Source organism: Breoghania sp. (assembly GCF_030066895.1).
In the GTDB taxonomy this organism is placed as follows: domain Bacteria; phylum Pseudomonadota; class Alphaproteobacteria; order Rhizobiales; family Stappiaceae; genus Breoghania.
Genome location: NZ_JASJAV010000005.1, coordinates 38322 through 64341, shown reverse-complemented (window position 1 = coordinate 64341; position 26020 = coordinate 38322). Strand labels below are relative to the sequence as shown.

Sequence of the window (26020 nt, the reverse complement as noted above, 5' to 3'; positions counted from 1 at the left end):
CCTCCACCCCCCCCCCCCCCCCCCGCCCCCCCCCTCCCGTCGTGCGCGCCCGGGTTTGGCCGGCCCACCCCCCACGGAGTGGGTGGAGCGACGGGCATGGGGCGTGACCCCGAGACATCCCGAACGCGCACCTTAAACGAGTGCGAAAACCGTTCCGTCGAACAGTTTCCGTGCCGTGTGCACAATGCCGGAGCGGATCGGTACCGGGATGCCGTCTCGCACTTCCGTCTCTATCTCCACCCTAAGCTTGCCGGTCGGGTGTTCGATTTCCGCGCGCAAGGGATTGGACGTAACGGGTGCTGCCACGTCCGCCGTGGCCACCGTTGCGGTTGCCAGAACCCCGACGGATTGGTGCACGCGGTGGGGAATGAAGGAGCGGGTCGCAATCAACCCGCCCGCGTGCGGCGGTGAGACGAGGCACATTTTCGGCACCGTCTTATCGGTCACCTCCCCGAGCCCCATCAACGGCCCACATTGCAGCCGGATTGCCTCCAACCGCTCCTTCAGGGCCGCATTCGCTTCCAGGTCCTCGATGATCTCCGTTCCCGTCAGTCCGAGATTGCTCGCGGCGATCACCACGTTTGGCATGCCGTTATCGATCATGGTGAGGCGGACGCCATCGATCTCGTCGACCGCGTTGCCGGTCGGAAGCAGTGAGCCGCATTGGGCGCTGGCCGTGCCGAAATAGTTCTGAACGACGGGGCATGGGTGCCCGGCACGCCGTCGATGGCGGCCGAGCCTGCATAAGCCACCGTCGTCCCGCCGGGGTTGCGCTTGGCCTGCACGCCGTGCTGTTTGGCGACGTGGGTGTCGTACTCCCAGAGGTGCTCCTGACCGGTCATGCACTGGATGGCGGCGTATTTCCGCTCCCAGACGTCCGTGATGTCGAGCAGCACGTCCAGCTTCCAGCCGCATTGCTCGGTCTGGTGCGGCTCGAACAGGTAGACCTGCGTCGCGCCCAGGATCGTCTCGCCCGGATTGTGACCCCAGGTCTGCGCGGTCATCCGGCACTCGATGGTCATCTTCGCCGCCGCCGGGTGGTCGGTGTTGTAGGGATCTTCCAGCGAATGCGAGAGGATGAATTTCGGCTGGACCTCGCGCATCACGTCGACAAGCCGGAACTTCGCCTCCTCGGTGATGCCCAGAGGATAATCGCCGAGATCGAAGAAGCGGATATCGGAAACGCCCAGCGCGTGGGCGGCGACCTCCGCTTCCCTACGGCGCTCGCTCTTGACGTGGTCGAGCGTGCACCCATCCTTCTTCCAGAGCTTCGCGCTTTCGTCGCGCTCGCCATAGGACAGGCAGACGATGGTCACGTCGTGCCCTTGGCGGCATGGAGCGCGATCGCGCCTCCGGCGCGCCAGACGAAATCGGCCGAATGCGCGGAGACGACCAGCGCCGTCGATTTTCTGGAAGAAGGTGCAGTGGTCGGTTGTCGGAGTGTGCTTGCCTGGTCGCTCACGTGGAAACGCTCCTCTTCGGTCCGCGTGTGGATTCCTCCCGTCCGCCGGGCTACTTTGATCGCGGGGCTTCCGTTTCTCAATATGTTGAGGCGAACCATGCGTTAACAGGCCGCGCCGGGCCAGACGAAATCATCTCGTAAACGATAAGTTCCCACTATAGGCTTGGGTTTCAAGCGTTTCTCGATCCGGAACAAGACCTTGGCGGACCTCCCAAACATCCACCACCTTCGCGCCTTCGCGCTGGCCGCGCGGCTGAATTCCGTTCATCAGGCCGCTGCCGCAGCGCATCTTTCCCAACCCGCCGTCACCCAGGCGCTGGCCCGGCTGGAGACGCGCTACAATTGTCTTTTCCTTGAGCGCTGTTCAACCGGCGTCTATCCGACGCGGTTCGGTGAGATCATGTTGACGCGGGTGGAACGCGCGCTGGATCTGATCGGCGAGGCGGCGCAGCGCATTCGCGAATACGCCAAGCGCACGGCCCCGAAAAAGGCGCGTCCCAGCCCCGTCGACCGGCTGGCCACCACCGCGCAACTGCGCGCCCTGGTGGCGATTGCGCGCACCGGCGGCTATTCTGCGGCAGCCCGTTCGCTCGGCCTTGCTCAGCCTTCCGTTCATCGGGCGGCGCGCGATCTGGAGAAACTGGCCGGAGTGACGCTGTTTGAGCGTGTCAGTCAGGGTGTGGCGCTGACCGCGCAGGGACAGGTGCTCGCGCTGAAGGCCGCGCTTGCCTTTCGCGAGATAGAGGCGGCGAGCGACGATCTCGAAGAAGTCAAGGGGATCGTGCGCGGGCGCCTCGTCGTCGGTACGCTGCCGCTCATCCGCACCGAAATCCTGCCCGATGCTGTGATCGCGCTGACGGAACGCTTCCCGCAAGCCACCGTGCGCATCGATGACGGCTCCTATGCCGGGCAGTTGCATGCGCTCCGGATGGGCGAGATCGACGTGCTGATCGGTGCGTTGCTTTGTCCGGCTCCGGCCGAGGACGTGGAGGAGGTGGTGCTCTTCGATGACGCGCTGTCGGTCGTCGTGCGGTGCGGGCATCCGCTCTGCGGCTGCGAAACGGTGACGGTGGAGGATCTGAAGCGCTTTTCCTGGGTGGTGCCGCGCGCGGGCACGCCGACGCGCGATCATTTTGAGGATCTGATCGGCGAGGATGCCGTGCCGGGGGTGATCGAGACGCCGTCGCTGATGGTCCTGCGCGGGATCCTGACCAAGAGCGACCGCCTGGCGCTGCTGTCGCGCCGACAGATCACTTATGAGGAACGCGCCGGGCTGCTGACCGCCTTGCCGATGGAACTCGGCGATCCGCCCCGTCCCATCGGCCTGACATTGCGCAAGAACTGGTGCCCGACCGGCCTGCAGGCAGCCTTCCTGGAGATCATCCGCGAGCAGGCGCGCAAGTCCTGCGAGCCGGATGCCGGCGCTGAAAAGAATAAAGGCGCCGGGGCCTATGTCGCCCTCAGCGCCTTTGACTGAAAAGGTCCGATATCCGCGACGCGTCTAGACGCGCATCGGCATCAGGACGTAGAGCGTGTCGTCGGCACCGGAATTCTGCACCAGCGTCGGCGAACCGGGATCGGCCAGATGGAAGATCGCGGTCTCGCTGGTGAGCTGACCGGCAATATCGAGCAGATAGCGCGAATTGAAGCCGATCTCGATGGGCTCAGAGTTGTAGTCAACGACCAGCTCTTCCGTCGCAGACCCGGAATCGGGGTTGTTGACGGTCAGAACCATGCGGCCCTCGCTCATGGCGAGCTTTACCGCGCGGCCGCGCTCCGACGAGATGGTGGAGACGCGGTCGACCGCCTTCTCGAACTCGTCGCGCTCGACCTGCAGTTCCTTGTCATTGCCCTGCGGAATCACCCGGCCATAGTCGGGGAAGGTGCCGTCGATGAGCTTGGAGGTGAGAATCACTGGGCCCGTGGTCAGGCGGATCTTGGTCTCGGAAAGCTCGATGGCGACATTGGCCTCCGGCTCGTCCAGAAGCTTCTGGATTTCGCCGACCGTCTTGCGCGGCACGATGATGCCGGGCATGCCGACCGCACCGACCGGTGCAACGATCTCGGCCTGGGCGAGACGGTGCCCGTCGGTCGCCACCGCGCGGAAGCGGTTGCCCTCGGGGGTCTCGACACAATGGAAGTAGATGCCGTTCAGATAGTAGCGCGTCTCTTCCGTGGAGATAGCGAATTGCGTGCGATCGATCAGCCGCCGGAAATCGGCTGCCGCGATCTCGAAGAAATGGCTGAAATCGCCTGCCGTGAGATCGGGGAAATCGGATTCGGGCAGCATCTGGAGCGCAAAGCGCGAGCGCCCGGCTCGAACTTCCAGCGTTGCCTGGTCGGAGGAGGTTTCCATCACCACCTGCGAACCTTCAGGCAGTTTTCGCACGATGTCGTAGAGCATGTGCGCGGGAACGGTGGTTGCGCCGGGCGCCTCCACCAGAGCTGGCACGGTTTCGCAGATTTCCAGATCGAGGTCTGTCGCCTTCAGCCGCAACTCGCCGCCGTCAGCGCGGATGAGCACGTTCGACAGGATCGGGATGGTGTTGCGGCGCTCGACGACCCGATGGACGTGGGTCAGGGACTTCAGAATATCTGTCCGCTCGAGGGTCGCTTTCATGAAAGTCTGTCCGTCATTGGTCGGGCACGTCGCGTCTGGCGCGAAGGCCCTAAAACAACAAGGCTTCTGGTAAGCCGGGGGGATACGAAACTGCCCGTATTGCGTGCCGAATGCAAGAGGAGAGACAGCCTGTGGGCTGTCTGTTGACGGAGCCCCCGTTCCAGACGCCCTGCGCTTGCGAAAAAAGCGGCCCTGTCCGCCGGGACAAAGCCGCTTTTTTGAAGATGCGGACCGTCGTGAACGAAGGTCCTGGCTGACGCCCTTTCGGGACTCAGCTGTCCAGCATGCGCTTCAGCAGCTCGATTTCCTGCGCCAGAGCCGGATCGTTCTTCACCAGTTCCTCGATCTTGCGCACCGCGTGCAGCACCGTGGTGTGATCGCGATTGCCGAAGCGACGACCGATCTCGGGCAGCGAGCGCGGCGTCAGCATCTTGGCCAGATACATCGCGATCTGACGCGGACGCACGATGATGCACGTGCGACGGGCCGACAGGAGGTCGGGCTTCGACACGTTGTAGTGCTTGGAGACGACGCGCTGGATGTCCTCGATCTTGACGCGGCGCGGCTCATGCGCACGGACCAGATCGCGCAGCGTCATCTCCGCCATCTCCGGCGTGATCGGCTGGTTGGTGAGCTGGTTGTGGGCGACCAGCCGGTTCAGTGCGCCTTCCAGGTCGCGGCCGTTCGCCGTGACGTTGGAGGCGACATAGTCGAGCACGCCGTCAGGCATGGCGAAATTCGGATGGGCCGCGGCAACCGCGCGGGTGCGGTTGGCCAGTATTGCGCGACGCAGCTCGTAGTCCGGCGTCTGGATGCCGACGACGAGGCCGCCCGCCAGCCGCGAGCGGACGCGGTCATCGAGGGTTTCGAGCTCGGCCGGAACGCGATCGGCGGCGACCACCACCTGACGGGCGCTGTCGATCAGCGAATTCAGCGTGTGGCAGAATTCCTGCTGCACCTGCTTGCCATGCAGGAACTGCATGTCGTCGATGAGCAGGAGGTCGATGCCGCGCAGCGTGTCCTTGAAGGCGAGCGCGGACTGAGACTTCAGCGCTGCGACGAAGCGGTACATGAAATGCTCGGCGGTCAGATAGAGCACCCGGCGTCCGCTGTGGCGCGCTTCGGCTGCAATCGCGTGCAGCAGATGCGTCTTGCCGAGCCCGACGCTGGCATGGAGATAGAGCGGGTTGTAGGTGACCGGACCGGTGCCCGCGATCTGACGGGCCGCAGCCAGCGCCAACGCGTTCGAGCGACCTTCGACGAAGGTGGAGAACGTGTACTTCGGGTCGAGCGCCGCGCCTTCCAGAATGTCGCCGCCAATGGTCGCGTGCCCCGCGCCCTCATGGCTTTGAACGGCGCTCACCGTGCCCTGACGCGACTGCATCATGTCAGCTACGGGCAGGGAGCGCGTCTCGCCAACCGCCGATTTCAGCGATCCAGCCGTCGCAACGCCGCCCTGGCTGGCAGCCTGGGCAACAACCGAGGGGCGCGCCCGGATGGCGCCGCGCACCGTCAGTTCGATGCGATTGATGTCCTCGCACTCGCTCTGCCACAGGTTGATCAGCCGGTCGCGATAGTGCGACTGGATCCACTGTTTCAGGAAACGGGTGGGAACCGACAAGAGAACTGTACCGTCAGCCCCACGGCTTTCGAGATCGACCCGCGCGAACCAACTCGAAAACACGTCCTCGCCGAGTTCCGCCCGCAGCTGCTTTTTCACGCGACTCCATTGTTCCGGTCCCGGCACTCCTGAAACGTCCATGCCTGCATCTCCAATCTGTCGATAGGGGCGGGCCGCCGCGCCCGCACACCTCCTGCAAACCAACCGCGTTGTTTGCGCGGCCTCATTTGTCGTCGGTCGGCCCCATCCTTGATGATGTGCGCCGCCGACGTTTTCACTTCTGGGTCCCGTTTGATCTCCAGGTCGCCTTGACTTCCTAGCCGCCCGGGATACGGGGTCCGACCCCGGTGCTGTCTCCGCCGATCGGTCTGGCTTGATCCGATCCGGACACGCTCCGGCCATCGCCGGACGGAACGTGAATACGTCTACTCTGCCTCACCTCTCACAAAACGCATTAACTCATTGTCGCTGGAAGCGGGATCGCACAAAGCCAGTTGTCGAAGATCGGGAAAGTCCCGGTCGCCGGCCCCGGCCGGTCTCAGGACTGGCGCCAGGGCAGGCCTTGGTGTTTCCAACCTCCCAGTGTGCCGCGGTGGCAATGCTCGTCGAGCGGGCCTTCGAAACTGTTGGCGACATTGAAGTAGTTCTTGTAGCCGGCCTCGGTCATCACAATGGCCGCCGCGCGGCTGCGGACTCCCGATCGGCACAGAAAATAAATCGGTTCGTCCTGCACCGTTCCGCGTTCGGCCAGAAGGCCGTCCAGCGTTTCGACGAAGTCCGGATTGGTGGCTCCTGTCGGATATGGTCTGCCACTCCACGAACAGGGCGTCGCGGTTGAGCGGGGACAGGTCCGGGATTCCAACGTAGTTCCATTCGGCCTGCGTGCGTACGTCGACGAGCGCGGCCGCCGGATCCTCTTTCAGCGCCTTGTACGTCTGCGTCGCCGGCATAGGCGCCGACCGTTGAATTTGACATAGAGCCTCCTTGCAGCGGGCCACAGGCCGGCTGCATCATTTCTTGTTAGTCAAATTTATTCGGATCCAATTCCGCCGCGAGATCCATCATGGACGGGCGGAGACATAAGCCTCTGAGGTCGTCCTGTCGACCCATATTCTGAAGAAGGCGGATCGCTATTGGAGAACTGGGAAAGGTTAAGAATATTATTTTGACAATACAATCCCATTGCTCTCACCAGAGGACACGAAACCTTGTTTTTTAGATTAACGCGGGGTGCCGAGCCCCGGTTAAATTGAACATAACCAGCTTACCCCATGCGAGCAACCACGTGGATTCCACTATTGCGTGCCCCAGGCGCATCGACGTTGGGTCATCTTCGACGACAACGGACGGAAACAATTCGATAAGGCTTGTGGACTCAACGGATTTTGTAAGTTCCTGCGTCTTGAAATCGCGCGAACATGACGCGCGTTTTTTTTGAATCGATTGTCTTGACTCGTACGGAATCGCCCAGGCGACCGGGAGTGGACTCGCAACATATAAGTAAGTAACTGAAATTATGTAATTTTTTCTGTCATCCTGATAACTGCTGAAAGAGCCGGACAAGTCCGCCTTTATGAGCCGGCGAGTCCCCTATCCAATTTGCCGACTAAAAAGAAAACCCGGCCAATACCAATAGCCGGGTCTCCGAGAGCGTTCTGCGAGGGCGGATATTTGAAGAGCAGCCTTAAAAAGATTCGTCATTTGTAACGAGGCTTCCGTCTGGACTGCCCAGCCTGCGCCCAGCTTGCGCGTAGTTATTTGCCAGTCATTTGTATGAACGACTTCCCGGTACAGCCGAAGTCGACCGAGTCTCGCCCGCCGAGCTGCCGAATGGCATCCGCACGACGTCCTCGCGAGGCCTTCGCAAGGCATGACATCCGGATTTGTCGGAAAGAGCGGGGCTTGAATCCCAGCCGACCGCAACCCCCCCGATCCTCGTAGGAGAACGGGCCTCGTGCGGTGCGGCGAAACGGGAACCGGATCAGGCGGAGATCGCCTTCACCCGCTTGTTCAGGCGAGAAACTTTGCGCGCAGCCGTGTTGGCATGCAGCACGCCCTTGGAAATATTGGCCATGATGACCGACTGTGCGGCCTTCAGGGCATCGGCAGCGGTGGCTTTGTCGCCGGAGGAAATGGCTTCCTCGACGCGACGAATGAAAGTCCGCATGCGGGTGCGGCGTGCTTGGTTGACGGCCGTGCGGCGGGCGATCTTGCGGGCCGCCTTCTTGGCCGAAGGAGTGTTGGCCATAGGCTCAATCCTGGTCCAATGAGTGTAACTGTCGAAAAGTGGTTTCGCGATGCCGGAACCGACCTTGCACCAGGGGCGGATGAGCTCCCCGCGCGCCGCATCCGGCACAAACGAAACCGGCGGCGGAAGACCGCCACCGATCGGATCGCGCTTATAGTGCCCCCCGGCCTTTAGGTCAACGACTCAGGGCCGGATTTCTGGCCTCGCGGCCGCATTTCTTGGCGCTACTTGTTCTTGAACTGGGGCGAACGCTTCTCGATGAAGGCGCGCATGCCCTCGCTCTGATCCTTGGTGGCGAAGGAGGCGTGGAACATCCGGCGCTCGAACCGGGTGCCTTCGGCAAGCGTCGACTCGTAGGCGCGATTGACGCTTTCCTTAATCATCATGACGATTGGCAGCGACATTTCCGCGATCTTGTGGGCGACGTTGACCGCCTCCTCCACCAGATCGGCCGTCGGCACGATACGGCTCACCAGTCCGGAGCGCTCGGCCTCTTCGGCATCCATGAACCGGCCGGTCAGGCACATTTCCATCGCCTTGGACTTGCCGACGAAGCGGGTCAGGCGCTGGGTGCCGCCCGCGCCCGGCACTACGCCGAGGGTAACCTCGGGCTGACCGAACTTGGCGTTGTCGCCGGCGATGATGAAATCGCACATCATGGCGAGTTCGCAGCCGCCGCCCAGTGCGTAGCCGGCCACCGCCGCGATCACCGGCTTGCGGGTGCGCGTGACCCGCTCCCACGGCGTGATGTGGTCGCGCTTGTAGGCTTCGGCGAAATCGAGTTCCGACATTTCCTTGATATCGGCACCGGCGGCAAACACCTTCTCCGATCCTGTCAGAACGATGCAGCCGACCTTTTCGTCGGCCTCGAAGGCATCGAGTGCGCGGTTGAGTTCTTCGAACAGAGGGTTGGAAAGCGCATTGAGGGCGGACGGTCGATCGAGCGTGATCAGACCGACCCGGCCGCGCGTCTCCACCCGAATATTTTGGTAGGCCATGCTTCCTCCGAAAGAGCAGACGAGGTTCCGCGCGACGGTATGGCCGTCGGTTCCCCGAGGCTGAACGAGGTCGGTGTTTCGTCGCCGACTTCGTTGGGAATGCCTATCGGTTGGAAGGGCCGGGCGCAACAGGACTTTGTGTCGAAGGTGCGGGAGAGCGAGACGGGCTCAGGGAAACGGCGCGGCTTTGCCGCAGCGTGTTGCACCGGATTGCGGCTCCTGTGCGACGAGCGGCGCGAAAGCCCCTCCTTATTCCCTTGCTCTCCTCTTCCCGACATTACCGCTGGCACGAGCGGCAATAGAATGTCGAGCGCCCTGACTGCGTGATCCGCTCGATGGTGCCGTTGCAGTCCGGGTGACGGCAGGGTTCCCCCTCCCGGTCGTAGGCGATGAACGAATGCTGGAAATAGCCGAGCGTGCCGTCAGTCTTCATGTAATCGCGCAAGGTGGAGCCGCCCGCCTCCACCGCTTGCGCCAGAACCTCGCGGATCGCCTCTGTAAGCCGTCCGGCGGCCGCCGTCGGTCTGCCCGCCTTCGTCACCAGCGTTCCTGCAAGCCTCAAGGGCGACAGCTTCGCCCGCCATAGCGCCTCGCACACATATATATTGCCGAGCCCCGCAATCAGCTTTTGGTCGAGAAGCGCCGCCTTGAGGGGCGTCTTGCGTCCGGCAAAGGCGTGCGCGAGCCAGGCCCCGTCGAGTTCGTTGCCCAATGGCTCTAGCCCCAGCCGGGCGAAGAACGGGTGATCGCTGAGACCGGCGCGTTCGATCAGCGTCATGAAGCCGAAGCGACGCGGGTCGTTGTAGATCACCTGCGCCAGGGCACCGCCCGCCGTCTCCAGATGGAAGAAGACGTGATCGTGGTGCGTGTCCTTGTTGCGCGCGTAATAGAAGTCACCCGCGATCTTGCCGTCGCACTCCTCCAGAATGCGGAAAGAGCCGGACATGCCGAGATGCATCACCAGAATGTCGCCCGACCGGATATCGGCCAGGAGATATTTCGCGCGCCGCGAAAGCACCTCGATGCGTTGCCCTTGAAGGCGCTCGGAGAACCGGTCGGGAAAGGGAAAGCGCAGGTTCGGGCGCCGTTGTTCGAGCGAAACGATTCGCGCCCCTTCCATGACCGGGGCCAGCCCGCGACGTACGGTTTCCACCTCGGGCAACTCGGGCATGGTTTCTCCTTGAACCGCTTTGCCTTAATAGGCGACAAGACGAAAGGCGACGGGACCGGACACCTGACGGCGAACCGCGGGCGCTGATTGCGGGGGTGTGACGGGGACCGGGCCGCGCCATAGATTAAGACGTGTTCGGCCCCCTATCCAAGGGCTCTATCCAAAGGCGGCGAATGCGAAGGGCCAAAAAAGGGCAACCTAAGAGCCAGGAAGTCTCTATTAAGAGCCTGACACCGAATAAGGAGTTCTTCACATGGCAGGCGAAGGCACGAGCGGAAGAAGCTCAGGCGCAGGGACGTCGGAGCAGGCGAGTTTCGGCTTCCGCACCGTGGCGCTCGGCGAAAAGCAGGGCATGGTCGACCACGTCTTTCACCAGGTGGCCAGTCGCTACGATCTGATGAACGACCTAATGTCCGGCGGCATGCAACGGCTGTGGAAGGACGCCATGGTCTCCTGGATCGCCCCGCCGAGGAAGTCGCGCCGCCCCTGGCGTCTGCTCGATGTGGCCGGCGGCACTGGCGATATCGCCACGCGCATCGTGGAGCGTGGCGACCGTGTCGAGGCGATCGTCTGCGACATCAACAATTCCATGCTGACCGTCGGGCGCGACCGTGCCAAGGCGGCCGGGCACGGTGATGACATCCGCTTTGCGCAGGGCAACGCGGAAAGCCTGCCTTTCCCCGACAATCATTTCGACGCCTACACGATCGCCTTCGGCATCCGCAACGTGCCGCGCATCCAGGTGGCGCTGAACGACGCCTTCCGCGTGCTCAAGCGCGGCGGCCGCTTCATGTGCCTGGAATTCACCCATGTCGACGTGCCGGTCTTCGACAAGATCTACGACCTTTATTCCTTCAACGTGATCCCGTGCATCGGGCAGGCCGTGACAGGCGACGGCGACAGCTACCAGTACCTGGTGGAATCGATTCGCAAGTTCCCCAATCAGGCCCGGTTTGCGCAGATGATCGAAAAGGCGGGCTTTTCGCGCGTCGACTACCGCAACCTGTCCGGCAGCATCGCCGCGCTCCATTCCGGCTGGAAACTCTAGATGCTGTCGAAGCTCGTCAATCTCTTGCGTTTTCTCCATACGGGCTATGTCATGGCGCGCGAGGGCGTGTTCAGTCTGGTGGAGGTGCCCGACCTGCCGCCGGGCCCCCGCCTGGCGCTGCGCCTCATCCGCCTGATCGAGCGCAAGTCCACCCGGCGCGCCGATGCGGGCGCGCGCATCTCGGTCGCCTTCAACCGGCTGGGGCCGTCCTATGTGAAGATGGGGCAGTTCCTGGCGACCCGCCCCGATGTGGTCGGCCGCGAGGTGGCCAAGGAGCTGTCGCTCCTGCAGGACCGGCTTGAGGCTTTCCCGCGCGCGGAAGCGATCCGCATGATCGAGGAGGCGATGGGCGCCTCCATCGACGATCTCTTCACCGAATTCGGCGAGCCGGTCGCCGCCGCCTCCATCGCCCAGGTCCATCCGGCTTTCATCACGGACGAGACCGGCGAGACGCACAAGATGGCGGTCAAGGTGCTGCGGCCGGGCGTTGCCCGCCGCTTTGCCCGCGATCTCAAGTCCTTCTATCTGGCCGCCCGTATCATCGAGCGCTTCCATGCGCCTTTACGCAGGCTCCGTCCGCTCGCCGTGGTCGACACGTTGGCACGCTCGGTGGAACTGGAGATGGACCTGCGGCTGGAGGCCGCCGCGTTGTCGGAGATGGCGGAGAACACCGCCGACGATCCGGGCTTCCGGGTGCCGGAGGTCGACTGGACGCGCACCACCAAGGGTGTCTTGACGCTCGAATGGATTTCGGGCCGCAAGCTGTCGGATGTGGAAAGCATTGCGGAGGACGGGCACGACATGGTGGCGCTCGGCGCCGCGGTCATCCAGAGCTTCCTGCGCCACGCGCTGCGCGACGGCTTCTTCCATGCCGACATGCACCAGGGCAATCTCTTCGTCGCCGAGAACGGTGATCTGGTCGCCGTCGATTTCGGCATTACCGGCCGTCTCGACAAGGCGGAGAAGTGCTTCCTGGCGGAAATCCTGTTTGGCTTCATCACCCGCGACTACATGCGCGTGGCCGAAGTGCATTTCGAGGCGGGTTATGTGCCCAAGACCCAGGACGTGGCGGTCTTCTCGCAGGCGATCCGCGCCATCGGCGAGCCGATCCACGGTCACAATGCCTCCGAAATCTCCATGGCGCGGCTACTCACCCAGCTTTTCGAGGTGACCGAGCTTTTCGCCATGACCACCCAGCCCCAGCTCATCATGCTGCAAAAGACCATGGTGGTGGTGGAGGGCGTGGCCCGCTCGCTCGATCCCGGCCTCGACATGTGGAAGACGGCCGAACCGGTCGTGCGCACCTGGATCGAACACAATCTGGGCCCCTCCGGCCGCATCCAGGATGCGGGCGAGAGCATTTCGATGCTGGTGCGCCTTGCCGGGGAACTCCCCACGTTCGCCAAGCGGGCGGAACGCATCGTTGAAGGGATCGATACGCTGTCGACGCGCGGCGTGAAGGTCGAGTCCGAGATGATCGACGCATTGTCCCGTTCGCGGCGCAACCGGCTCGGTACGGCGGCGCTCTGGGTCATCGCCGTGGCGCTGGTGGCGATCGTTTTTGAAGGATGGTGGTGAGGGGCGGCTAGCCTCGATCCGGGGCGATGGCGCATGACGGCGGTGCCGAATAAGGCCCGCGTTCAGGCATCCGCACAATTGTCATCCTCACGCAGGCGGGGATCCAGTACCCCCCTGCCGCCCGCCTTCTTTCGCAATAACTGAAGCCTGTGGTTACTGGGTACCCGCCTGCGCGGGGATGACAGTCCTTGGCAAAACGTGCCTCCTGTCGGAGGTCCCTGGACGTGGGGTGGCAGCCTTGTTGCGCCCCGCCCCTCCGCCTTCGTCACCCGCCTCAATGTCAGATTGATCCGCCCGCCGTCCTTCAGGAGCGTCGAGGTTCCCGGATAGATCCTGTCGACGCCGTGGAACGCGGTGCGGGCCTCGCCTGCCAGCAGCACGATGTCGCCGGATGCCAGCTTGAAGGAGACGGACGGGTCCTTTCGTGCTTGACCGCCGATGCGGAAACGGCAGCTGTCTCCCAGCGAAATCGAGAGCACGGGGGCGGAGAAATTCTCCTCGTCCTCGTCGCGGTGAAGACCCATGCGGGTCGTCTCCTCATAGAAGTTGACGAGACAGGCCTCCGGCGGCGCGGGGTAGTCGGAAAACTCATCCCACAGGTCGAGGAGTGTCTGGGGAATGGCGGGCCAGGGCTCGCCTGTCACCGGGTGGAGGGGCTGGTAGCGATAACCGGCCTTGTCCGCGACCCAGCCGAGCGGCCCGCAATTCGACATCCTCACGCTGAGCGGCTTGTCCGTGCGCGGCATTCTCGGCTGAAACAGCGGGGCTGCGCGAACGACCTCGCGGATTTCCGCCAGAAGCGCTTCCTGGGCGGGCCGGTCGAGATATCCGGGGATATGACGGAAGCCCGGCGGCGGAGCGGCGGGCTTCTTGTCGGAAGGCCGCGAGGCGGGGGCGTTGGAGCGCGTGGACATGAGGAGGCTCCTTTTCCGTGCATCTTGAGGCTGTGAACTCATACACAGCTAATTCGCCGGGCGCGGGACTTCCAGTCGGGAACGCCGCGTTGCCGGGGCCTTGGGTCGGGCGTTTACCGTCTTTGGAGATAAAACCCGCGCACCGGAGGGGATGACGTGCCTTGCAGCCTTCGGGAACGCCTCTTATATGGTGAACGGGCCACGAGAACCGGCCACTCCGAAAGGTCATCAACGAAGGTCTATGGTCAGCCGACACGGGCATTTGCCGGTAGATATGTTTGCTGGTCAGGTCAAATGGGAACCGGCCGGGTTTTGACCCCGGCTTTACCGGATGCCGTATGGGTCCGGGCGGTTTGCCGAAAGGAGACAGACAAAGGAGACAGACTATGGGTAAGGTTATTGGCATTGACCTCGGCACGACCAACTCGTGCATCGCCGTCATGGACGGCAAGAATCCGAAAGTTATTGAGAACGCGGAAGGCGCGCGCACCACGCCGTCCATCGTCGCCTTTACCGAGGACGGCGAGCGGCTCGTCGGCCAGCCGGCCAAGCGCCAGGCGGTGACGAATCCTTCCAACACGCTTTTCGCGGTCAAGCGGCTCATTGGCCGGCGCTATGACGACCCCACGGTTTCCAAGGACAAGAATCTTGTTCCTTACACGATCGTGAAGGGTGGTAACGGCGACGCCTGGGTCGAGGCTGGCGGCGAGAAGTATTCTCCCTCGCAGATTTCCGCCTTCACTCTGCAGAAGATGAAGGAAACAGCCGAAAGCTATCTGGGCGAGAAGGTCGAGCAGGCGGTCATCACCGTCCCCGCTTACTTCAACGACGCCCAGCGCCAGGCCACCAAGGACGCCGGCAAGATCGCCGGTCTGGAAGTCCTGCGCATCATCAACGAGCCGACGGCGGCAGCCCTTGCCTACGGTCTCGACAAGAACGACGGCAAGACCATCGCGGTCTATGACCTTGGCGGCGGCACGTTCGACGTCTCCATCCTGGAGATCGGCGACGGCGTCTTCGAGGTGAAGTCCACCAACGGCGACACGTTCCTCGGCGGTGAAGACTTCGACATGCGTCTGGTCGATTACCTCGCCGAAGAGTTCAAGAAGGACAATGGCATCGACCTGAAGGGCGACAAGCTGGCCCTGCAGCGCCTGAAGGAAGCGGCCGAGAAGGCCAAGGTCGAGCTGTCGTCCTCCACGCACACGGAAGTCAACCTGCCGTTCATCACGGCCGATGCGTCGGGCCCGAAGCACCTGACCATGAAGCTCACCCGCGCCAAGTTCGAGGCGCTGGTCGAGGATCTGGTTCAGAAGACGATGGCGCCGTGCAAGACCGCACTGAAGGATGCCGGTCTGTCTGTCGGTCAGGTCGATGAGGTCGTTCTCGTCGGTGGCATGACCCGCATGCCCAAGATCCAGGAAGCGGTGAAGAACTTCTTCGGCAAGGAGCCGCACAAGGGCGTGAGCCCGGATGAAGTCGTTGCTATGGGCGCGGCCATTCAGGCGGGCGTCCTGCAGGGCGACGTCAAGGATGTGCTGCTGCTCGACGTGACTCCGCTGTCGCTGGGTATCGAGACGCTGGGTGGCGTGTTCACCCGTCTGATCGACCGCAACACGACCATCCCGTCGAAGAAGTCGAACACCTTCTCCACCGCCGAGGACAACCAGAACGCGGTCACGATCCGCGTGTTCCAGGGCGAGCGCGAGATGGCGGCTGACAACAAGATGCTCGGCCAGTTCGACCTGGTCGGTATCCCGCCCGCACCGCGCGGCGTGCCGCAGATCGAGGTTACCTTCGACATTGACGCCAACGGCATCGTCAACGTGTCCGCCAAGGACAAGGGCACGGGCAAGGAACAGCAGATCCGTATCCAGGCCTCCGGCGGTCTGTCCGATGCCGACATCGAGCAGATGGTGAAGGAAGCCGAGGCGCACGCCGAGGAAGACAAGAAGCGCAAGGAACTGGTGGAAGCCAAGAACCAGGCCGAAGCGCTGATCCATTCCACGGAGAAGATGCTCGCCGAGCACGGCGACAAGGTGTCGGAAGTCGACAAGTCGACCATCGAGGCCGCTCTTGCCGAGCTGAAGACCGCCAACGAGGGCGAGGACGCGGAAGCGATCACCGCCGCGTCGCAGAAGGTGGCCGAGGTTTCCATGAAGCTTGGCGAGGCAATGTATCAGGCGCAGCAGGCTGAAGGCGGCGAAGACGCTGCCGGGGCCGGCGAGAGCGCCGAGGACGCCGGTGACGACGTGGTCGACGCCGACTTCGAGGAAGTCGACGACGACAAGAATTCGGTCTAAGGCGTCGACGATGAAAACTGTGAAAGCCAGTGCCGCCCGCGCCGGCTTTCGCGTATTGGACATGCCATATCTCGCGGGTCGACAGGGACCCGTCAGCCGCGTGTCCGGCTCCGCAAAGGGTGGGGCGGATGTTGTGATCGCCGCAAGGTGATCGCGTCCGCTTCAGGGGGCCGACGTCAGTCGTCTTGTTTGTGTCCGGGGCGTTGTCGCGTGATCGCGCGCATTCGGCGAACCGACTGTCTGGACGTCAGATCACGGATGTGCGCCTTGTCCTTCTCCGGGCGATCGGTGTTCGGTTCGTGAGAGGCCTCGACCCAGTGTTGATGGGTGCCCGGCGGGCGGGTTGCGCCGCGCCGACGGGAGCGTGCTCTGTTCACCGGGCCTGTCATTGAGGTATGAACAGCCAATGGCCAAGCTGGACTATTACGAAGTTCTCGGGGTGACCCGCGACGCGGACGACAAGACGCTGAAGAGCGCGTTCCGCAAGCTCGCGATGAAGTATCACCCCGACCGCAATCCCGGCGACGCGGAAGCGGAAGCGAAATTCAAGAAAATCTCCGAAGCCTACGATGTGCTGAAGGACGCCGACCGACGCGCGGCTTATGACCGGTTTGGTCACGCAGCGTTCGACAACGGCGGCATGGGAGCGGGTGCGCGCGGGTTCTCCGGCGATTTCGCTTCCACCATGTCGGACATCTTCGACGAGTTCTTCGGCGGCATGGGCGGCGCGGGCGGACGTCGTCAGGGCACCGGCGGACGCGAGCGCGGGGCGGACCTGCGCTACAACATGGACATCGATCTGGAGGAGGCCTTCACCGGCAAGACGGTGAAGATCGAAGTGCCGACCTCGATTGTGTGCGAGACGTGCTCCGGCTCCGGCGCCAAGCCGGGATCGAGCCCCACCACCTGCCGCACCTGCGGCGGTACCAGCCGGGTTCGCGCCAGTCAGGGCTTCTTCACGCTGGAACGCGCCTGCCCGCACTGTCAGGGGCGTGGCGAAATCATTTCCGATCCCTGCCCCGATTGCTCCGGCACCGGTCGCCGCGTGGAAGAGCGCACGCTTTCGGTCAACATTCCCGCCGGGATCGAGGACGGCACGCGCATTCGTCTGGCCGGCGAGGGCGAGGCCGGGCTTCGCGGCGGTCCTGCGGGCGATCTCTACATCTTCCTGTCGATCCGGCCGCACGCCTTCTTCCAGCGCGACGGCGCAGATCTCTTTTGCCGTGCGCCGATTTCCATGACGGCGGCCGCACTTGGCGGCCAGTTTGAGGTGCCCACCGTCGATGGCGGCAAGACGCGGGTGAAGGTTCCCGAAGGCACCCAGACCGGCAAGCAGTTCCGTCTTAAGGGCAAGGGCATGCCCGTCATGCGCTCCACCCAGCACGGCGACATGTACATTCAGGTGACCGTGGAGACGCCGCAGAACCTGACAAAGCGCCAGCGCGAGCTGTTGCAGGAATTCGAAGAGAACTCCTCCCACGAGAACAATCCGGAATCGACGGGGTTCTTCGCCCGCGTGAAGGATTTCATCGACAATCTCGGCGGCTGAGTGCCGTGTAGGGTCGTTGCGCAAAAGTTTGGGCCTTGCGTGTTTTGCCTTACATTCGCCATGGCCGCCGCCGACGTTGTCCCGCTCCCGTCATGTGCGGGAAAAAATAACAACTATCCGGGAGTTCCCCGATGAATCACCGCGTTGCGGTTCGGGCCAAACGTTTTTCCTCCAAGATCCTGGACGAGGCGCGTTTTTTCAGAACATGGGTCGAAAGCCCGTTGAAGATCGGAGCAGTCAGCCCCTCCGGCCCGGCGCTCTCACGGCTCATGGCCGGCGAAGCGGAACCGCAGCGCGCAGGCGCGATCCTGGAACTTGGGCCGGGTACCGGCGTCGTCACCAAGGCTCTGGTCGATCGCGGCATCGATACCAATCGATTAATCGCGCTGGAGTACAACGCCGATTTCTGCCAGTTGCTGCGCCGCCGCTTCCCCGCGATCTCGGTCGTTCAGGGCGATGCCTACGCACTGAGGGAAACCCTTGGAGATGCGAAGTCCGGTTCGCTGGCGAGCATCATCTCCTCGCTGCCGCTGTTCACGCGCCCGCTGCTGCAGCGCCGCGAATTGCTGCTTGAGGCGCTGGATCTTCTGGAGCCGGGCGCGCCCTTCATCCAGTTCTCCTACGCGCTCGTTCCCCCCGTTCCCGCCGAAAAGGGCCTCTTCACCGTGGAGCGCTCTCCCTGGGTCCTGATGAATCTACCGCCTGCCCGCGTCTGGGTCTATCGCAAGGCGTAAACATTGTAAGGCGGCCTGCGTTCGCCGTGCCGCTTACGAGCGGCGAAGGAGGCTTTCATGCGCCATCCGAAGATCCTCGTTCTGGCCGGGTCCATCCGCGGCGGCTCGATCAACACGCGGTTGGCCGCTGCCATGACCAAGGAACTGGCTCTGGCCGATGCGGAGGTGACCCGCATCACGCTGGCCGACTATCCTCTGCCGATCTACAACGGCGATCTGGAGGACGAGCACGGCGTGCCGGAGGCGGCCAAGACGCTTGCCCGGCTGTTTCTCGAGCACCACGGCGTTCTCATCGTCACGCCGGAATACAACGCCTCCATCCCCGCGCTGTTGAAGAACACGCTCGACTGGATGAGCCGTCGCGGCGCGGTGGGCGAGCCCTACGAGAGCCCCTTTCACAACCGGGTCTTCGCCATATCGGCGGCCACGAACGGACAGTTCGGCGGCATTCGCGCGCTCATGACGCTGCGTCCGATCCTGGAACTGGGGCTGGGCGCCACCGTCATTCCCGACCAACTCGCGCTTGCGCGCGCGGGGGACGCCTTCAACCGGACCAGCTCGGTTTCTGAGGAACCGGCAGCCGGAACCCTGCGTCGTGTCACCTCCCGGCTGGTCGAGGAAGCCGTGCGTTATACGCTTTGAGTGCGACGTGGCGACGTGGGTGGTTGGAACCGGCCGGTGGCGCACATACATTGAAGATCACCATTTCCAGCGCGCGGGCGCGCGGCCGGTCTGCGGTCCCACGCGCAACTAAAAGAACGAGCGGAGCGAAGACAGCTATGAGCGATTTCGAGGTCTGGCACGGCACGACCATCGTCACGGTGCGCAAGGGCGACAAGGTCGTCATTGCCGGTGACGGGCAGGTGTCCCTCGGCCAGACGGTGATCAAGTCGACCGCCCGCAAGGTGCGGCCGCTCGCCAAGGGTAACGTGATCGCGGGCTTTGCCGGCGCCACAGCTGATGCCTTCACCCTTCTGGAACGGCTTGAATCGAAGCTGGAGCAATATCCCGACCAGCTCATGCGCGCCTGCGTGGAACTGGCCAAGGACTGGCGTACCGACTGCTACCTGCGCAAGCTGGAAGCGATGATGCTGGTGGCCGATCCCTCCCACTCGCTGGTGCTGACCGGCACGGGCGACGTGCTGGAGCCGGAAGGCGGCGTTGCGGGCATCGGGTCGGGTGGCAATTATGCGCTGGCGGCCGCCCGTGTTCTGATGGATACGGATCTGGATGCGGAGACGATCGCACGGCGCGCCATGGCGATCGCCGCCGATATCTGCATCTACACCAACGAGAACGTGGTGGTGGAGAGCCTGGATGCTCGATCGTGAAGAATTGCAGAGTGCGGTCGATACCGGGCTGCTGACGCCGATCCAGGCGGATGCGCTGGTCGCCCACTATGCACGCGCCGACGAAACCCCGACCAACCGCGAGGAAGTGCGCTTCGTACGCGGCTTCCACGACGTGTTCATTACGATCGGACTGCTGATCTTTTTCGTCGGCCTCTTTCTGAGTTTTGACGTCATGCTGCTCGAGGCGGTGCCAGGGATGCTCGTTACGCACGCGGTCGCCACGATCCTGGCCTGGGGCCTGGCGGAATGGTTCGCGCGGCGGCGCAAGCTCGCCCTGCCCGCGATCGTCCTCTCCCTGTTCTCCACCTGGTTCTTCGCCGTGGCGATGGGCGCGCTCTATGGTGAGCTCTTCGTTCCGGGGATGTCTTCCAGTGCGGACGCCTCCCGGTTTTCGCCCTTTTCCCTGCTCACCTCGGCGAGCGATGGCAGCTTCGACAGGCCCCTGCTCGTCTACGGCCTGTCCGCTTTTGTCGGCGGCGCGCTCTTCTATGCCCGCTTCAAGGTGCCGATCGCGCTGACCGGGCTTGTCGCCGGTGCGCTTGCCGCGCTCGCCTCGCTCATCGAGGTTGCCGTGCCGGGGCTGGTTTTCGATAACGTTCCGGCCTTCACGCTTGCCGCCGGGCTCATCAGTTTCGCGCTCGCCATGCATTTCGATGCCCGAGATCTGGCGCGCACGACGCTCAACACCGACAAGGCTTTCTGGCTGCATCTGATGGCCGCGCCCTTGATCATGCATTCGGTGCTGGCGCTGGTGCGCGGAGATACGGGAACGACGAGCGATGCGGTCGCCGTCATCCTCGTGGTGCTGGTGCTCGGCTTCATCGCGCTCGTCGTCGACCGGCGTGCGCTGCTCGTCTCCGGCCTCGTCTATCTCGGCGTCGCCATCCTGAGCCTGCTTCAGACCTCGAACGTGGGGGCCGACACGAGCCTCGCCATCGCCCTCCTCGTTCTTGGTCTTTTCGTTCTCACCCTCGGATCCGGCTGGACCTCGTTGCGCCGCCTCTTGCTGGCGCCGTTCGCCGGGTCCGGGCTCTTCGATTATGTTCCTCCCATCAGGACGCGCATTCAATGACCAACTTTTCTCCCCGGGAGATCGTCTCGGAACTCGATCGCTTCATCGTCGGCCAGAAGGACGCCAAACGCGCCGTGGCCATCGCGCTCAGGAACCGCTGGCGCCGCCAGCAGCTCAAGGGCGACATGCGCGACGAGGTGCTGCCCAAGAACATTCTGATGATCGGGCCGACCGGCGTCGGCAAAACCGAGATCGCCCGGCGCCTGGCCAAGCTCGCCAATGCCCCCTTCATCAAGGTGGAGGCGACCAAGTTCACGGAAGTGGGCTATGTCGGACGCGACGTGGAACAGATCATCCGCGATCTGGTGGAATCCGGCATCGCGCTGGTCAGGGCGGAAAAGCGCAAGGCCGTGCAGGCCAAGGCGCATGAGCAGGCGGAGGAGCGCGTGCTTGATGCTCTCGTCGGCCCCGCCGCCTCGCCCGCGACCCGCACCAGCTTCAGAAAGCGCCTGCACGAGGGCGAGCTGGACGACAAGGAAATCGAGATCGAGGTGACCGCCCAGCCGAGCATGCCGACGCTGGATCTGCCCGGCATGGGCGGCGGCTCCGTCGGCGTGATGAACCTCTCCGACGTGCTCGGCAAGGCCTTTGGCGGCGCCAAGAAGACCAAGCGCGTCACGGTCGCCGACAGCTACGAATTCCTGGTCAACGAGGAAAGCGACAAGCTGCTCGACGAGGACCAGCTCGTGCAGGAGGCCGTGCGGCTGGTGGAGGAAAACGGCATCGTCTTCCTCGACGAGATCGACAAGATCTGTGCCCGCGAATCGCGCGGCGGCGCCGATGTCAGCCGCGAGGGCGTGCAGCGCGATCTGCTGCCGCTGATCGAGGGTACGACCGTTTCCACCAAGCACGGTTCGGTCAAGACGGACCACATCCTGTTCGTCGCCTCCGGCGCCTTCCACGTGGCCAAGCCCTCGGATCTTCTGCCCGAGCTTCAGGGCCGCCTGCCGATCCGCGTGGAGTTGCGTGCGCTCACTCGCGATGATTTCCGCTCCATCCTCACGGACACGGAAGCGAGCCTGATCAAGCAGTACGTGGCGCTGATGGCGACGGAAGAGGTGACGCTGGAAATCACCGAGGACGCCATCGACGAAATCGCGTCGATCGCGGTGGAGATCAATTCGTCGATCGAGAATATCGGTGCACGCCGCCTGCAGACGGTGATGGAGCGCATTCTCGACGAGATCTCCTACACCGCCCCGGATCGTCAGGGCGAGACGTTCACCGTCGACGGCGCTTACGTGCGCGACAATATTGGCGATCTCGCCAAGAACGCGGACCTGTCGCGGTTCATTCTGTAACGCTGCGATGGGCCTCTGTTTTCCGCAAGCATCCACCCCTCCATCGTCATCCCCCGGCGAAGTCCGGGGGATCCAGCACTCTCCGCCTATGCCGTAACCCGATGGATTGCCCGGACAAAGTCGGGCAATGACGGAGGTGAGATCTGTGCGAGGCGGGGGGAGCGCGGCGGGCACTAGCCCGCTCACTCCTCCTTCAGCGGCGCTCGGCTGAAATCGTTGACGGCCTGCAGCGCCTTTTTCATCAGCCGCAGGAACTCCGCGCGCTCATCCTCGTCCAGCCCCTGCAGCATCCGCCGTTGCGCGACCTCCACGGTCGGGGCTGAGGCCTGCAAGGTTTCCAGCCCGGCCTCCGTGACATGCAGCGTGCGCGCCCGGCGGTCCTTTTCGCTAACCTTTCTCGTCAGAAGTCCCTTCGCTACCAGACGGTCGATCACGCCGGTGATCGTCGTGCGGTCATAGGCGATGAGACCGGCGACCCAGAAATCATGGACGTGGCCCCGGATGCGGGCGCGCAGGGCGATGCTCTGCCGGAAACCGTCAATGTCTTGATCATCGGCTGCGGCCCGACCGGACTTACACTGGCCGCACAGCTTTCCGCCTTTCCCGGCATCGAGACCCGGGTCGTGGAGCGCAAGGACGGGCTGTTGAAGCTCGGCCAGGCCGACGGCATCGCCTGCCGCACGATAGAGATGTTCGAGGCCTTCGGCTTTGCCGATCGCATTGCGCGCGAGGTCTACTGGGTCAACGAAACGACCTTCTGGAAGCCGGACGAGACGACGTGCGAGATCATCGTGCGCCATGGCCGGGTGCAGGACGTGGAGGACGGGCTTTCCGAATTTCCCCATGTGATCCTCAATCAGGCCCGGGTGCACGATTGCTATCTGGATTTCATGCGGAAGTCGCCGCGCCGGCTTGAGCCCGACTACGAGCGCCGTTTCCTCGATCTGGAGATCGACGAGCATACGGGGACGGAATACCCCGTGACCGTGCGGCTGGAACGCGCTGATGGGACCCATGCGGGCGAGGTAGAGACGGTGCGCGCGAAATACGTCGTGGGCTGCGACGGCGCGCGTTCCGGCGTCCGCCAGGTGCTTGGGCGCACATTGGTCGGCGATTCGGCCAATCAGGCCTGGGGCGTGATGGATGTTCTCGACGTCACCGATTTCCCCGATATCCGGCTGAAATCCGCGATCCATTCGGCCAATGAGGGCAACGTTCTGATCATCCCGCGCGAGGGCGGCTATCTGGTGCGCCTCTACGTGGAGATGGACAAGCTTGCCGAAGACGAGCGCGTGGTGAGTCGCAACATCACCGTCGATCATCTGATCGCAGCGGCACAACGCATCCTCGCGCCCCATACGCTGGAGGTGAAGGAGGTCGCGTGGTGGTCGGTCTACGAGATCGGCCGGCGGCTCACCGACAGCTTCGACGACGTGCCGGAGGCGGAGGCCGCCCATCGCACCCACCGCGTGTTCATCGCGGGCGATGTCTGCCACACCCATTCGCCCAAGGCGGGCCAGGGCATGAACGTCTCCATGCAGGACACGTTCAATCTCGGCTGGAAGTTCGCCCACGTTTTGACCGGTCGCGCCGCCCCGGAACTGCTTTCAACCTATTCCGCCGAGCGTCAGTCGGTTGCCCAGGAGCTGATCGACTTCGACCGCGAATGGTCGAAGATGTTCTCCGCCGCTCCGCGCAAGGAGGGAGATGTGGACGGTGAAGGCGTCGATCCGCAGGTCTTCCAGGACTACTTCCTGAAATTCGGCGGCTTCACCGCGGGAACGGCAACGCGCTATCGCCCCTCCGTCCTGACCGGTGAGGCGAACCATCAGGATCTGGCGACAGGATTTCCCATCGGCATGCGGTTCCATTCCGCTCCCGTCATCCGGCTGGCGGATGCCAAGCCGCTTCATCTGGGCCATGTCGCTGAGGTCGACGGCTGCTGGCGGATCTATACCTTCGCCGACGGCGACAACGGGGCGGTGGGCCCGAAACTGGCCGAACTGTGCGTCTTCTTGGAAGGCGCTTCCGCCTCTCCGGTCAAAAGGGTGACGCCCGAGGGGGCCGACAGGGATTCGGTCATCGACGTGCGCGCCGTCTTCCAGCCGGGACATCGCGAGCTCGCTCTTGAGGAAATGTCCGCCTTCCTGCTGCCGAAGAAGGGACGCTACGCGCTGACCGACTAAGAGAAGATGTTCTACCCGGATTTCCAGGCTGGCGACATTTTCGACGAGCGCGGCATCGATCGCGAGCGGGGATGCCTCGTGGTGGTTCGGCCGGACCAGTACGTCGCCCATGTGTTGCCGCTTGATGTGCATGCGGAGCTGGCCGCCTTCTTCAAGGGCGTTCTGTTGCCTGCCTCCGCCTGACAGTGACTGATGTCGTGCGTGGCCCGGTCGATTGTTTGCAATCGTACGGTTGGCAATCGACCGGGCTGCGAAACGAAGGCTTGCCGCTTTCCCGGCCGGGTGGCAGCATGCGGACATGGTGAAAAGACGAAGTTTCGAGGAAGGCCACCGCCGCAAGTTTCTGGTCGTCGTGGATGAGACGCCGGAATGCGACCGTGCTTTGAGCTATGCCGCGGTGTGCGCTGAGCGCACCAGCGGCGCAGTCGTGATGCTCTATTGCATCGCGCTCGCGGACTTTCAGCATTGGCTCGGCGTTGAGAACATCATGCGCGCCGAGGCGATGGAGGAAGCCGAAACGACATTGGCGCGCGCGGCGGAAAAGATCCGCGCTGTTGCTCGCATCGATCCCGAAAGCGTCATCGTGGAAGGCACGCTCTCGAGCGAGATCATCAAGCTGATCGAAGAGGATCAGGATATTGCCATCCTGGTGCTCGCCGCCGGCACTAGCTCCGAAGGACCGGGCCCGCTGGTCTCCTCCTTCGCTTCCAAGAGCGCCGGATTCTTCCCCATTCCCGTGACCATCGTACCCGGTACACCCCTGTCTGACGAGGATATCACCACGCTCGCCTGAGGGCGCAGCGAGGTGGGGACAGCGGTCAAATGTCCTCTTGTTTGCGTTGCCAAGAATCCTATTTCGTCTACAACAGAAACATTCAAAACTGGACCGACCGGCACTGCGAACTTCGATCCGGAAACTCGGACCAAGAGACAGAAGCAAAATCAGGTTGAACGGCGCACGCTGAAGGAGCGAACGGCTCCGGACGCAAGCTTTGAGGGCATGGGGCCGACCTGTGGCGCCTTGTCCGGGACAGAGCCCTTGCAATCTGCACGGGTCCGGCGCGATTCTGCACGCAATTGCCGGCCGATATCGAACCGACATTTTCCAGCATCGCCTCGCCGCCCGACCCAATCCTCGCGTACAGAGGCATGCTTCAGGCCGAACAGCGACAGCGAACACCAGGGACAGATACGATGTTCATTCAGACCGAAGCAACGCCGAACCCGGCGACGCTGAAATTCATTCCCGGCCGCGTGGTGCTTGACGGGGAAACCCGCGACTACCGCGACGCGGAGGGCGCGCACGATTCCCCTCTGGCGGAAAAGCTCTTTGCGGTTGAGGGGGTGGCCGGCGTCTATTTCGGATACGACTTCATCACCGTGACCAAGACCGACGGCGAGTGGCAGCACCTCAAACCCGCCGTGCTGGGCGCGATCATGGAGCACTTCATGTCGGGCCAGCCCGTGCTGAAGGCGGACTCGCAAGGCGAAAACCCGGAGGAGTTCTTCTCCGAGACCGACGGAGAGACGGTCGCCACCATCAAGGAACTGCTGGAGACGCGTGTGCGCCCGGCCGTTGCCCAGGACGGCGGCGACATCACCTTCCGCGGCTTCAAGGACGGGATCGTCTATCTCTCCATGCGCGGTGCCTGTGCGGGCTGCCCGTCATCCACGGCGACCCTGCGCCACGGCATCCAGAACCTGATGAAGCATTTCATTCCCGAAGTGGACGAAGTGCGCGCCGTCTGATTTTCGCAAGGGGAGCGGGAAGGGGAAACGGAGGCGCTTTGCGCGCCGCTTGTTGCGATGGGTTCCGGATCTGGCCATGCGGCTTTGCCGCAGACCGTCCAGAATGACGCGCAA

At 63.4% G+C, this 26020-nt stretch carries 20 protein-coding genes and 3 pseudogenes; 13 read left to right on the top strand and 10 right to left on the bottom strand.

Features of this window, described 5'->3' with window-relative positions:
* Positions 1-132 precede the first annotated feature (132 nt).
* Both QNJ43_RS08740 and QNJ43_RS08735 read right to left on the bottom strand, forming a co-directional pair.
* Entirely contained in the window at positions 133-846 is a 714-nt protein-coding gene (locus QNJ43_RS08740) for a PrpF domain-containing protein (protein ID WP_300469153.1), read from the bottom strand.
* Positions 768-1462, bottom strand: a pseudogene (locus QNJ43_RS08735) (PIG-L deacetylase family protein); the annotation flags it as partial. The gene QNJ43_RS08740 and the pseudogene QNJ43_RS08735, both read right to left, overlap by 79 nt.
* 199 nt (positions 1463-1661) lie before the next feature.
* On the opposite strand from QNJ43_RS08735, the gene QNJ43_RS08730 reads away from it, so the two are divergent.
* Positions 1662-2939, top strand: a complete 1278-nt coding sequence (locus QNJ43_RS08730) for a LysR family transcriptional regulator (protein ID WP_300469151.1) — start codon at positions 1662-1664, stop codon at positions 2937-2939.
* A gap of 24 nt (positions 2940-2963) precedes the next feature.
* Here the strand turns inward: QNJ43_RS08730 and dnaN are convergent, their stop codons facing one another.
* The 6 genes from dnaN to mutM form a co-directional block, all read right to left on the bottom strand.
* Entirely contained in the window at positions 2964-4082 is a 1119-nt protein-coding gene (gene dnaN / locus QNJ43_RS08725) for a DNA polymerase III subunit beta (protein ID WP_300469149.1), read from the bottom strand.
* Positions 4083-4353: 271 nt separating this feature from the next.
* Positions 4354-5844: a chromosomal replication initiator protein DnaA gene (gene dnaA, locus QNJ43_RS08720; protein WP_300469147.1), complete on the bottom strand. Its 1491-nt coding sequence runs from the start codon at positions 5842-5844 to the stop codon at positions 4354-4356.
* Positions 5845-6241: 397 nt separating this feature from the next.
* On the bottom strand, positions 6242-6436 hold the full coding sequence (locus QNJ43_RS08715; RefSeq protein WP_300469145.1) for a rhodanese-like domain-containing protein: 195 nt from the start codon (positions 6434-6436) through the stop codon (positions 6242-6244).
* 1248 nt (positions 6437-7684) lie between these two features.
* Positions 7685-7951, bottom strand: a complete 267-nt coding sequence (gene rpsT / locus QNJ43_RS08710) for a 30S ribosomal protein S20 (RefSeq protein WP_300469142.1) — start codon at positions 7949-7951, stop codon at positions 7685-7687.
* A gap of 224 nt (positions 7952-8175) precedes the next feature.
* On the bottom strand, positions 8176-8949 hold the full coding sequence (locus QNJ43_RS08705; RefSeq protein ID WP_300469140.1) for an enoyl-CoA hydratase: 774 nt from the start codon (positions 8947-8949) through the stop codon (positions 8176-8178).
* A 277-nt stretch (positions 8950-9226) separates the two neighbouring features.
* Positions 9227-10120, bottom strand: coding sequence for a bifunctional DNA-formamidopyrimidine glycosylase/DNA-(apurinic or apyrimidinic site) lyase (gene mutM, locus QNJ43_RS08700; RefSeq protein ID WP_300469138.1), 894 nt, complete (start codon positions 10118-10120; stop codon positions 9227-9229).
* Between the two features lie 253 nt (positions 10121-10373).
* Here mutM and ubiE point away from each other — a divergent pair, with 253 nt between their 5' ends.
* Positions 10374-11168: a bifunctional demethylmenaquinone methyltransferase/2-methoxy-6-polyprenyl-1,4-benzoquinol methylase UbiE gene (gene ubiE / locus QNJ43_RS08695; RefSeq protein WP_300469136.1), complete on the top strand. Its 795-nt coding sequence runs from the start codon at positions 10374-10376 to the stop codon at positions 11166-11168.
* A complete protein-coding gene (gene ubiB / locus QNJ43_RS08690; protein ID WP_300469134.1) occupies positions 11169-12746 on the top strand; it encodes a 2-polyprenylphenol 6-hydroxylase in 1578 nt (525 codons plus the stop codon).
* Between the two features lie 260 nt (positions 12747-13006).
* On the opposite strand, the pseudogene QNJ43_RS08685 reads toward ubiB, so the two are convergent.
* Positions 13007-13660, bottom strand: a pseudogene (locus QNJ43_RS08685) (alpha-ketoglutarate-dependent dioxygenase AlkB); the annotation flags it as partial.
* Positions 13661-14046: 386 nt separating this feature from the next.
* On the opposite strand from QNJ43_RS08685, the gene dnaK reads away from it, so the two are divergent.
* From dnaK to hslU, 7 genes are all read left to right on the top strand, one after another.
* Positions 14047-15963 carry a molecular chaperone DnaK gene (gene dnaK / locus QNJ43_RS08680; RefSeq protein WP_300469131.1) on the top strand — a complete coding sequence of 639 codons (1917 nt, stop codon included), beginning with the start codon at positions 14047-14049 and terminating at the stop codon, positions 15961-15963.
* Positions 15964-16369: 406 nt separating this feature from the next.
* Positions 16370-17512 carry a molecular chaperone DnaJ gene (gene dnaJ, locus QNJ43_RS08675; RefSeq protein ID WP_300469129.1) on the top strand — a complete coding sequence of 381 codons (1143 nt, stop codon included), beginning with the start codon at positions 16370-16372 and terminating at the stop codon, positions 17510-17512.
* A 131-nt stretch (positions 17513-17643) separates the two neighbouring features.
* Complete coding sequence (locus QNJ43_RS08670) at positions 17644-18246, top strand: methyltransferase domain-containing protein (protein WP_300469127.1); 603 nt, start codon at positions 17644-17646, stop codon at positions 18244-18246.
* A 57-nt stretch (positions 18247-18303) separates the two neighbouring features.
* Complete coding sequence (locus QNJ43_RS08665; RefSeq protein ID WP_300469125.1) at positions 18304-18888, top strand: NAD(P)H-dependent oxidoreductase; 585 nt, start codon at positions 18304-18306, stop codon at positions 18886-18888.
* Positions 18889-19025: 137 nt separating this feature from the next.
* Positions 19026-19577, top strand: coding sequence for an ATP-dependent protease subunit HslV (hslV, locus tag QNJ43_RS08660; protein ID WP_300469123.1), 552 nt, complete (start codon positions 19026-19028; stop codon positions 19575-19577).
* Positions 19564-20670: a hypothetical protein gene (locus QNJ43_RS08655; RefSeq protein WP_300469121.1), complete on the top strand. Its 1107-nt coding sequence runs from the start codon at positions 19564-19566 to the stop codon at positions 20668-20670. The genes hslV and QNJ43_RS08655 overlap by 14 nt, the downstream gene beginning before the upstream one ends.
* Positions 20667-21971, top strand: coding sequence for an ATP-dependent protease ATPase subunit HslU (gene hslU, locus QNJ43_RS08650; RefSeq protein WP_300469119.1), 1305 nt, complete (start codon positions 20667-20669; stop codon positions 21969-21971). Before QNJ43_RS08655 ends, hslU begins: the two co-directional genes overlap by 4 nt.
* Before the next feature lie 182 nt (positions 21972-22153).
* Here hslU and QNJ43_RS08645 read toward each other — a convergent pair whose 3' ends face one another.
* Entirely contained in the window at positions 22154-22405 is a 252-nt protein-coding gene (locus QNJ43_RS08645; protein WP_300469117.1) for a hypothetical protein, read from the bottom strand.
* A 51-nt stretch (positions 22406-22456) separates the two neighbouring features.
* Here QNJ43_RS08645 and QNJ43_RS08640 point away from each other — a divergent pair.
* The 3 genes and pseudogenes from QNJ43_RS08640 (at position 22457) to QNJ43_RS08630 (ending at position 25906) form a co-directional block, all read left to right on the top strand.
* A pseudogene (locus tag QNJ43_RS08640) lies at positions 22457-24340 on the top strand (FAD-binding monooxygenase).
* Positions 24341-24455: 115 nt separating this feature from the next.
* A complete protein-coding gene (locus QNJ43_RS08635) occupies positions 24456-24950 on the top strand; it encodes a universal stress protein (RefSeq protein WP_300469161.1) in 495 nt (164 codons plus the stop codon).
* 401 nt (positions 24951-25351) lie between these two features.
* Entirely contained in the window at positions 25352-25906 is a 555-nt protein-coding gene (locus QNJ43_RS08630) for a NifU family protein (protein WP_300469115.1), read from the top strand.
* The last annotated feature ends 114 nt before the right edge of the window (positions 25907-26020 follow it).

Excerpts from the sequence above, each read along its gene's own strand:
- QNJ43_RS08635 (WP_300469161.1), top strand. The coding sequence starts at position 24,456 with ATGGTGAAAAGACGAAGTTTCGAGGAAGGCCACCGCCGCAAGTTTCTG.
- QNJ43_RS08705 (WP_300469140.1), bottom strand. The coding sequence starts at position 8,949 with ATGGCCTACCAAAATATTCGGGTGGAGACGCGCGGCCGGGTCGGTCTG.
- dnaA (WP_300469147.1), bottom strand. The coding sequence starts at position 5,844 with ATGGACGTTTCAGGAGTGCCGGGACCGGAACAATGGAGTCGCGTGAAA.
- ubiE (WP_300469136.1), top strand. The coding sequence starts at position 10,374 with ATGGCAGGCGAAGGCACGAGCGGAAGAAGCTCAGGCGCAGGGACGTCG.
- QNJ43_RS08670 (WP_300469127.1), top strand. The coding sequence starts at position 17,644 with ATGAATCACCGCGTTGCGGTTCGGGCCAAACGTTTTTCCTCCAAGATC.
- mutM (WP_300469138.1), bottom strand. The coding sequence starts at position 10,120 with ATGCCCGAGTTGCCCGAGGTGGAAACCGTACGTCGCGGGCTGGCCCCG.
- QNJ43_RS08655 (WP_300469121.1), top strand. The coding sequence starts at position 19,564 with ATGCTCGATCGTGAAGAATTGCAGAGTGCGGTCGATACCGGGCTGCTG.
- rpsT (WP_300469142.1), bottom strand. The coding sequence starts at position 7,951 with ATGGCCAACACTCCTTCGGCCAAGAAGGCGGCCCGCAAGATCGCCCGC.
- QNJ43_RS08630 (WP_300469115.1), top strand. The coding sequence starts at position 25,352 with ATGTTCATTCAGACCGAAGCAACGCCGAACCCGGCGACGCTGAAATTC.
- QNJ43_RS08665 (WP_300469125.1), top strand. The coding sequence starts at position 18,304 with ATGCGCCATCCGAAGATCCTCGTTCTGGCCGGGTCCATCCGCGGCGGC.
- dnaN (WP_300469149.1), bottom strand. The coding sequence starts at position 4,082 with ATGAAAGCGACCCTCGAGCGGACAGATATTCTGAAGTCCCTGACCCAC.
- hslV (WP_300469123.1), top strand. The coding sequence starts at position 19,026 with ATGAGCGATTTCGAGGTCTGGCACGGCACGACCATCGTCACGGTGCGC.
- dnaJ (WP_300469129.1), top strand. The coding sequence starts at position 16,370 with ATGGCCAAGCTGGACTATTACGAAGTTCTCGGGGTGACCCGCGACGCG.
- dnaK (WP_300469131.1), top strand. The coding sequence starts at position 14,047 with ATGGGTAAGGTTATTGGCATTGACCTCGGCACGACCAACTCGTGCATC.
- hslU (WP_300469119.1), top strand. The coding sequence starts at position 20,667 with ATGACCAACTTTTCTCCCCGGGAGATCGTCTCGGAACTCGATCGCTTC.
- ubiB (WP_300469134.1), top strand. The coding sequence starts at position 11,169 with ATGCTGTCGAAGCTCGTCAATCTCTTGCGTTTTCTCCATACGGGCTAT.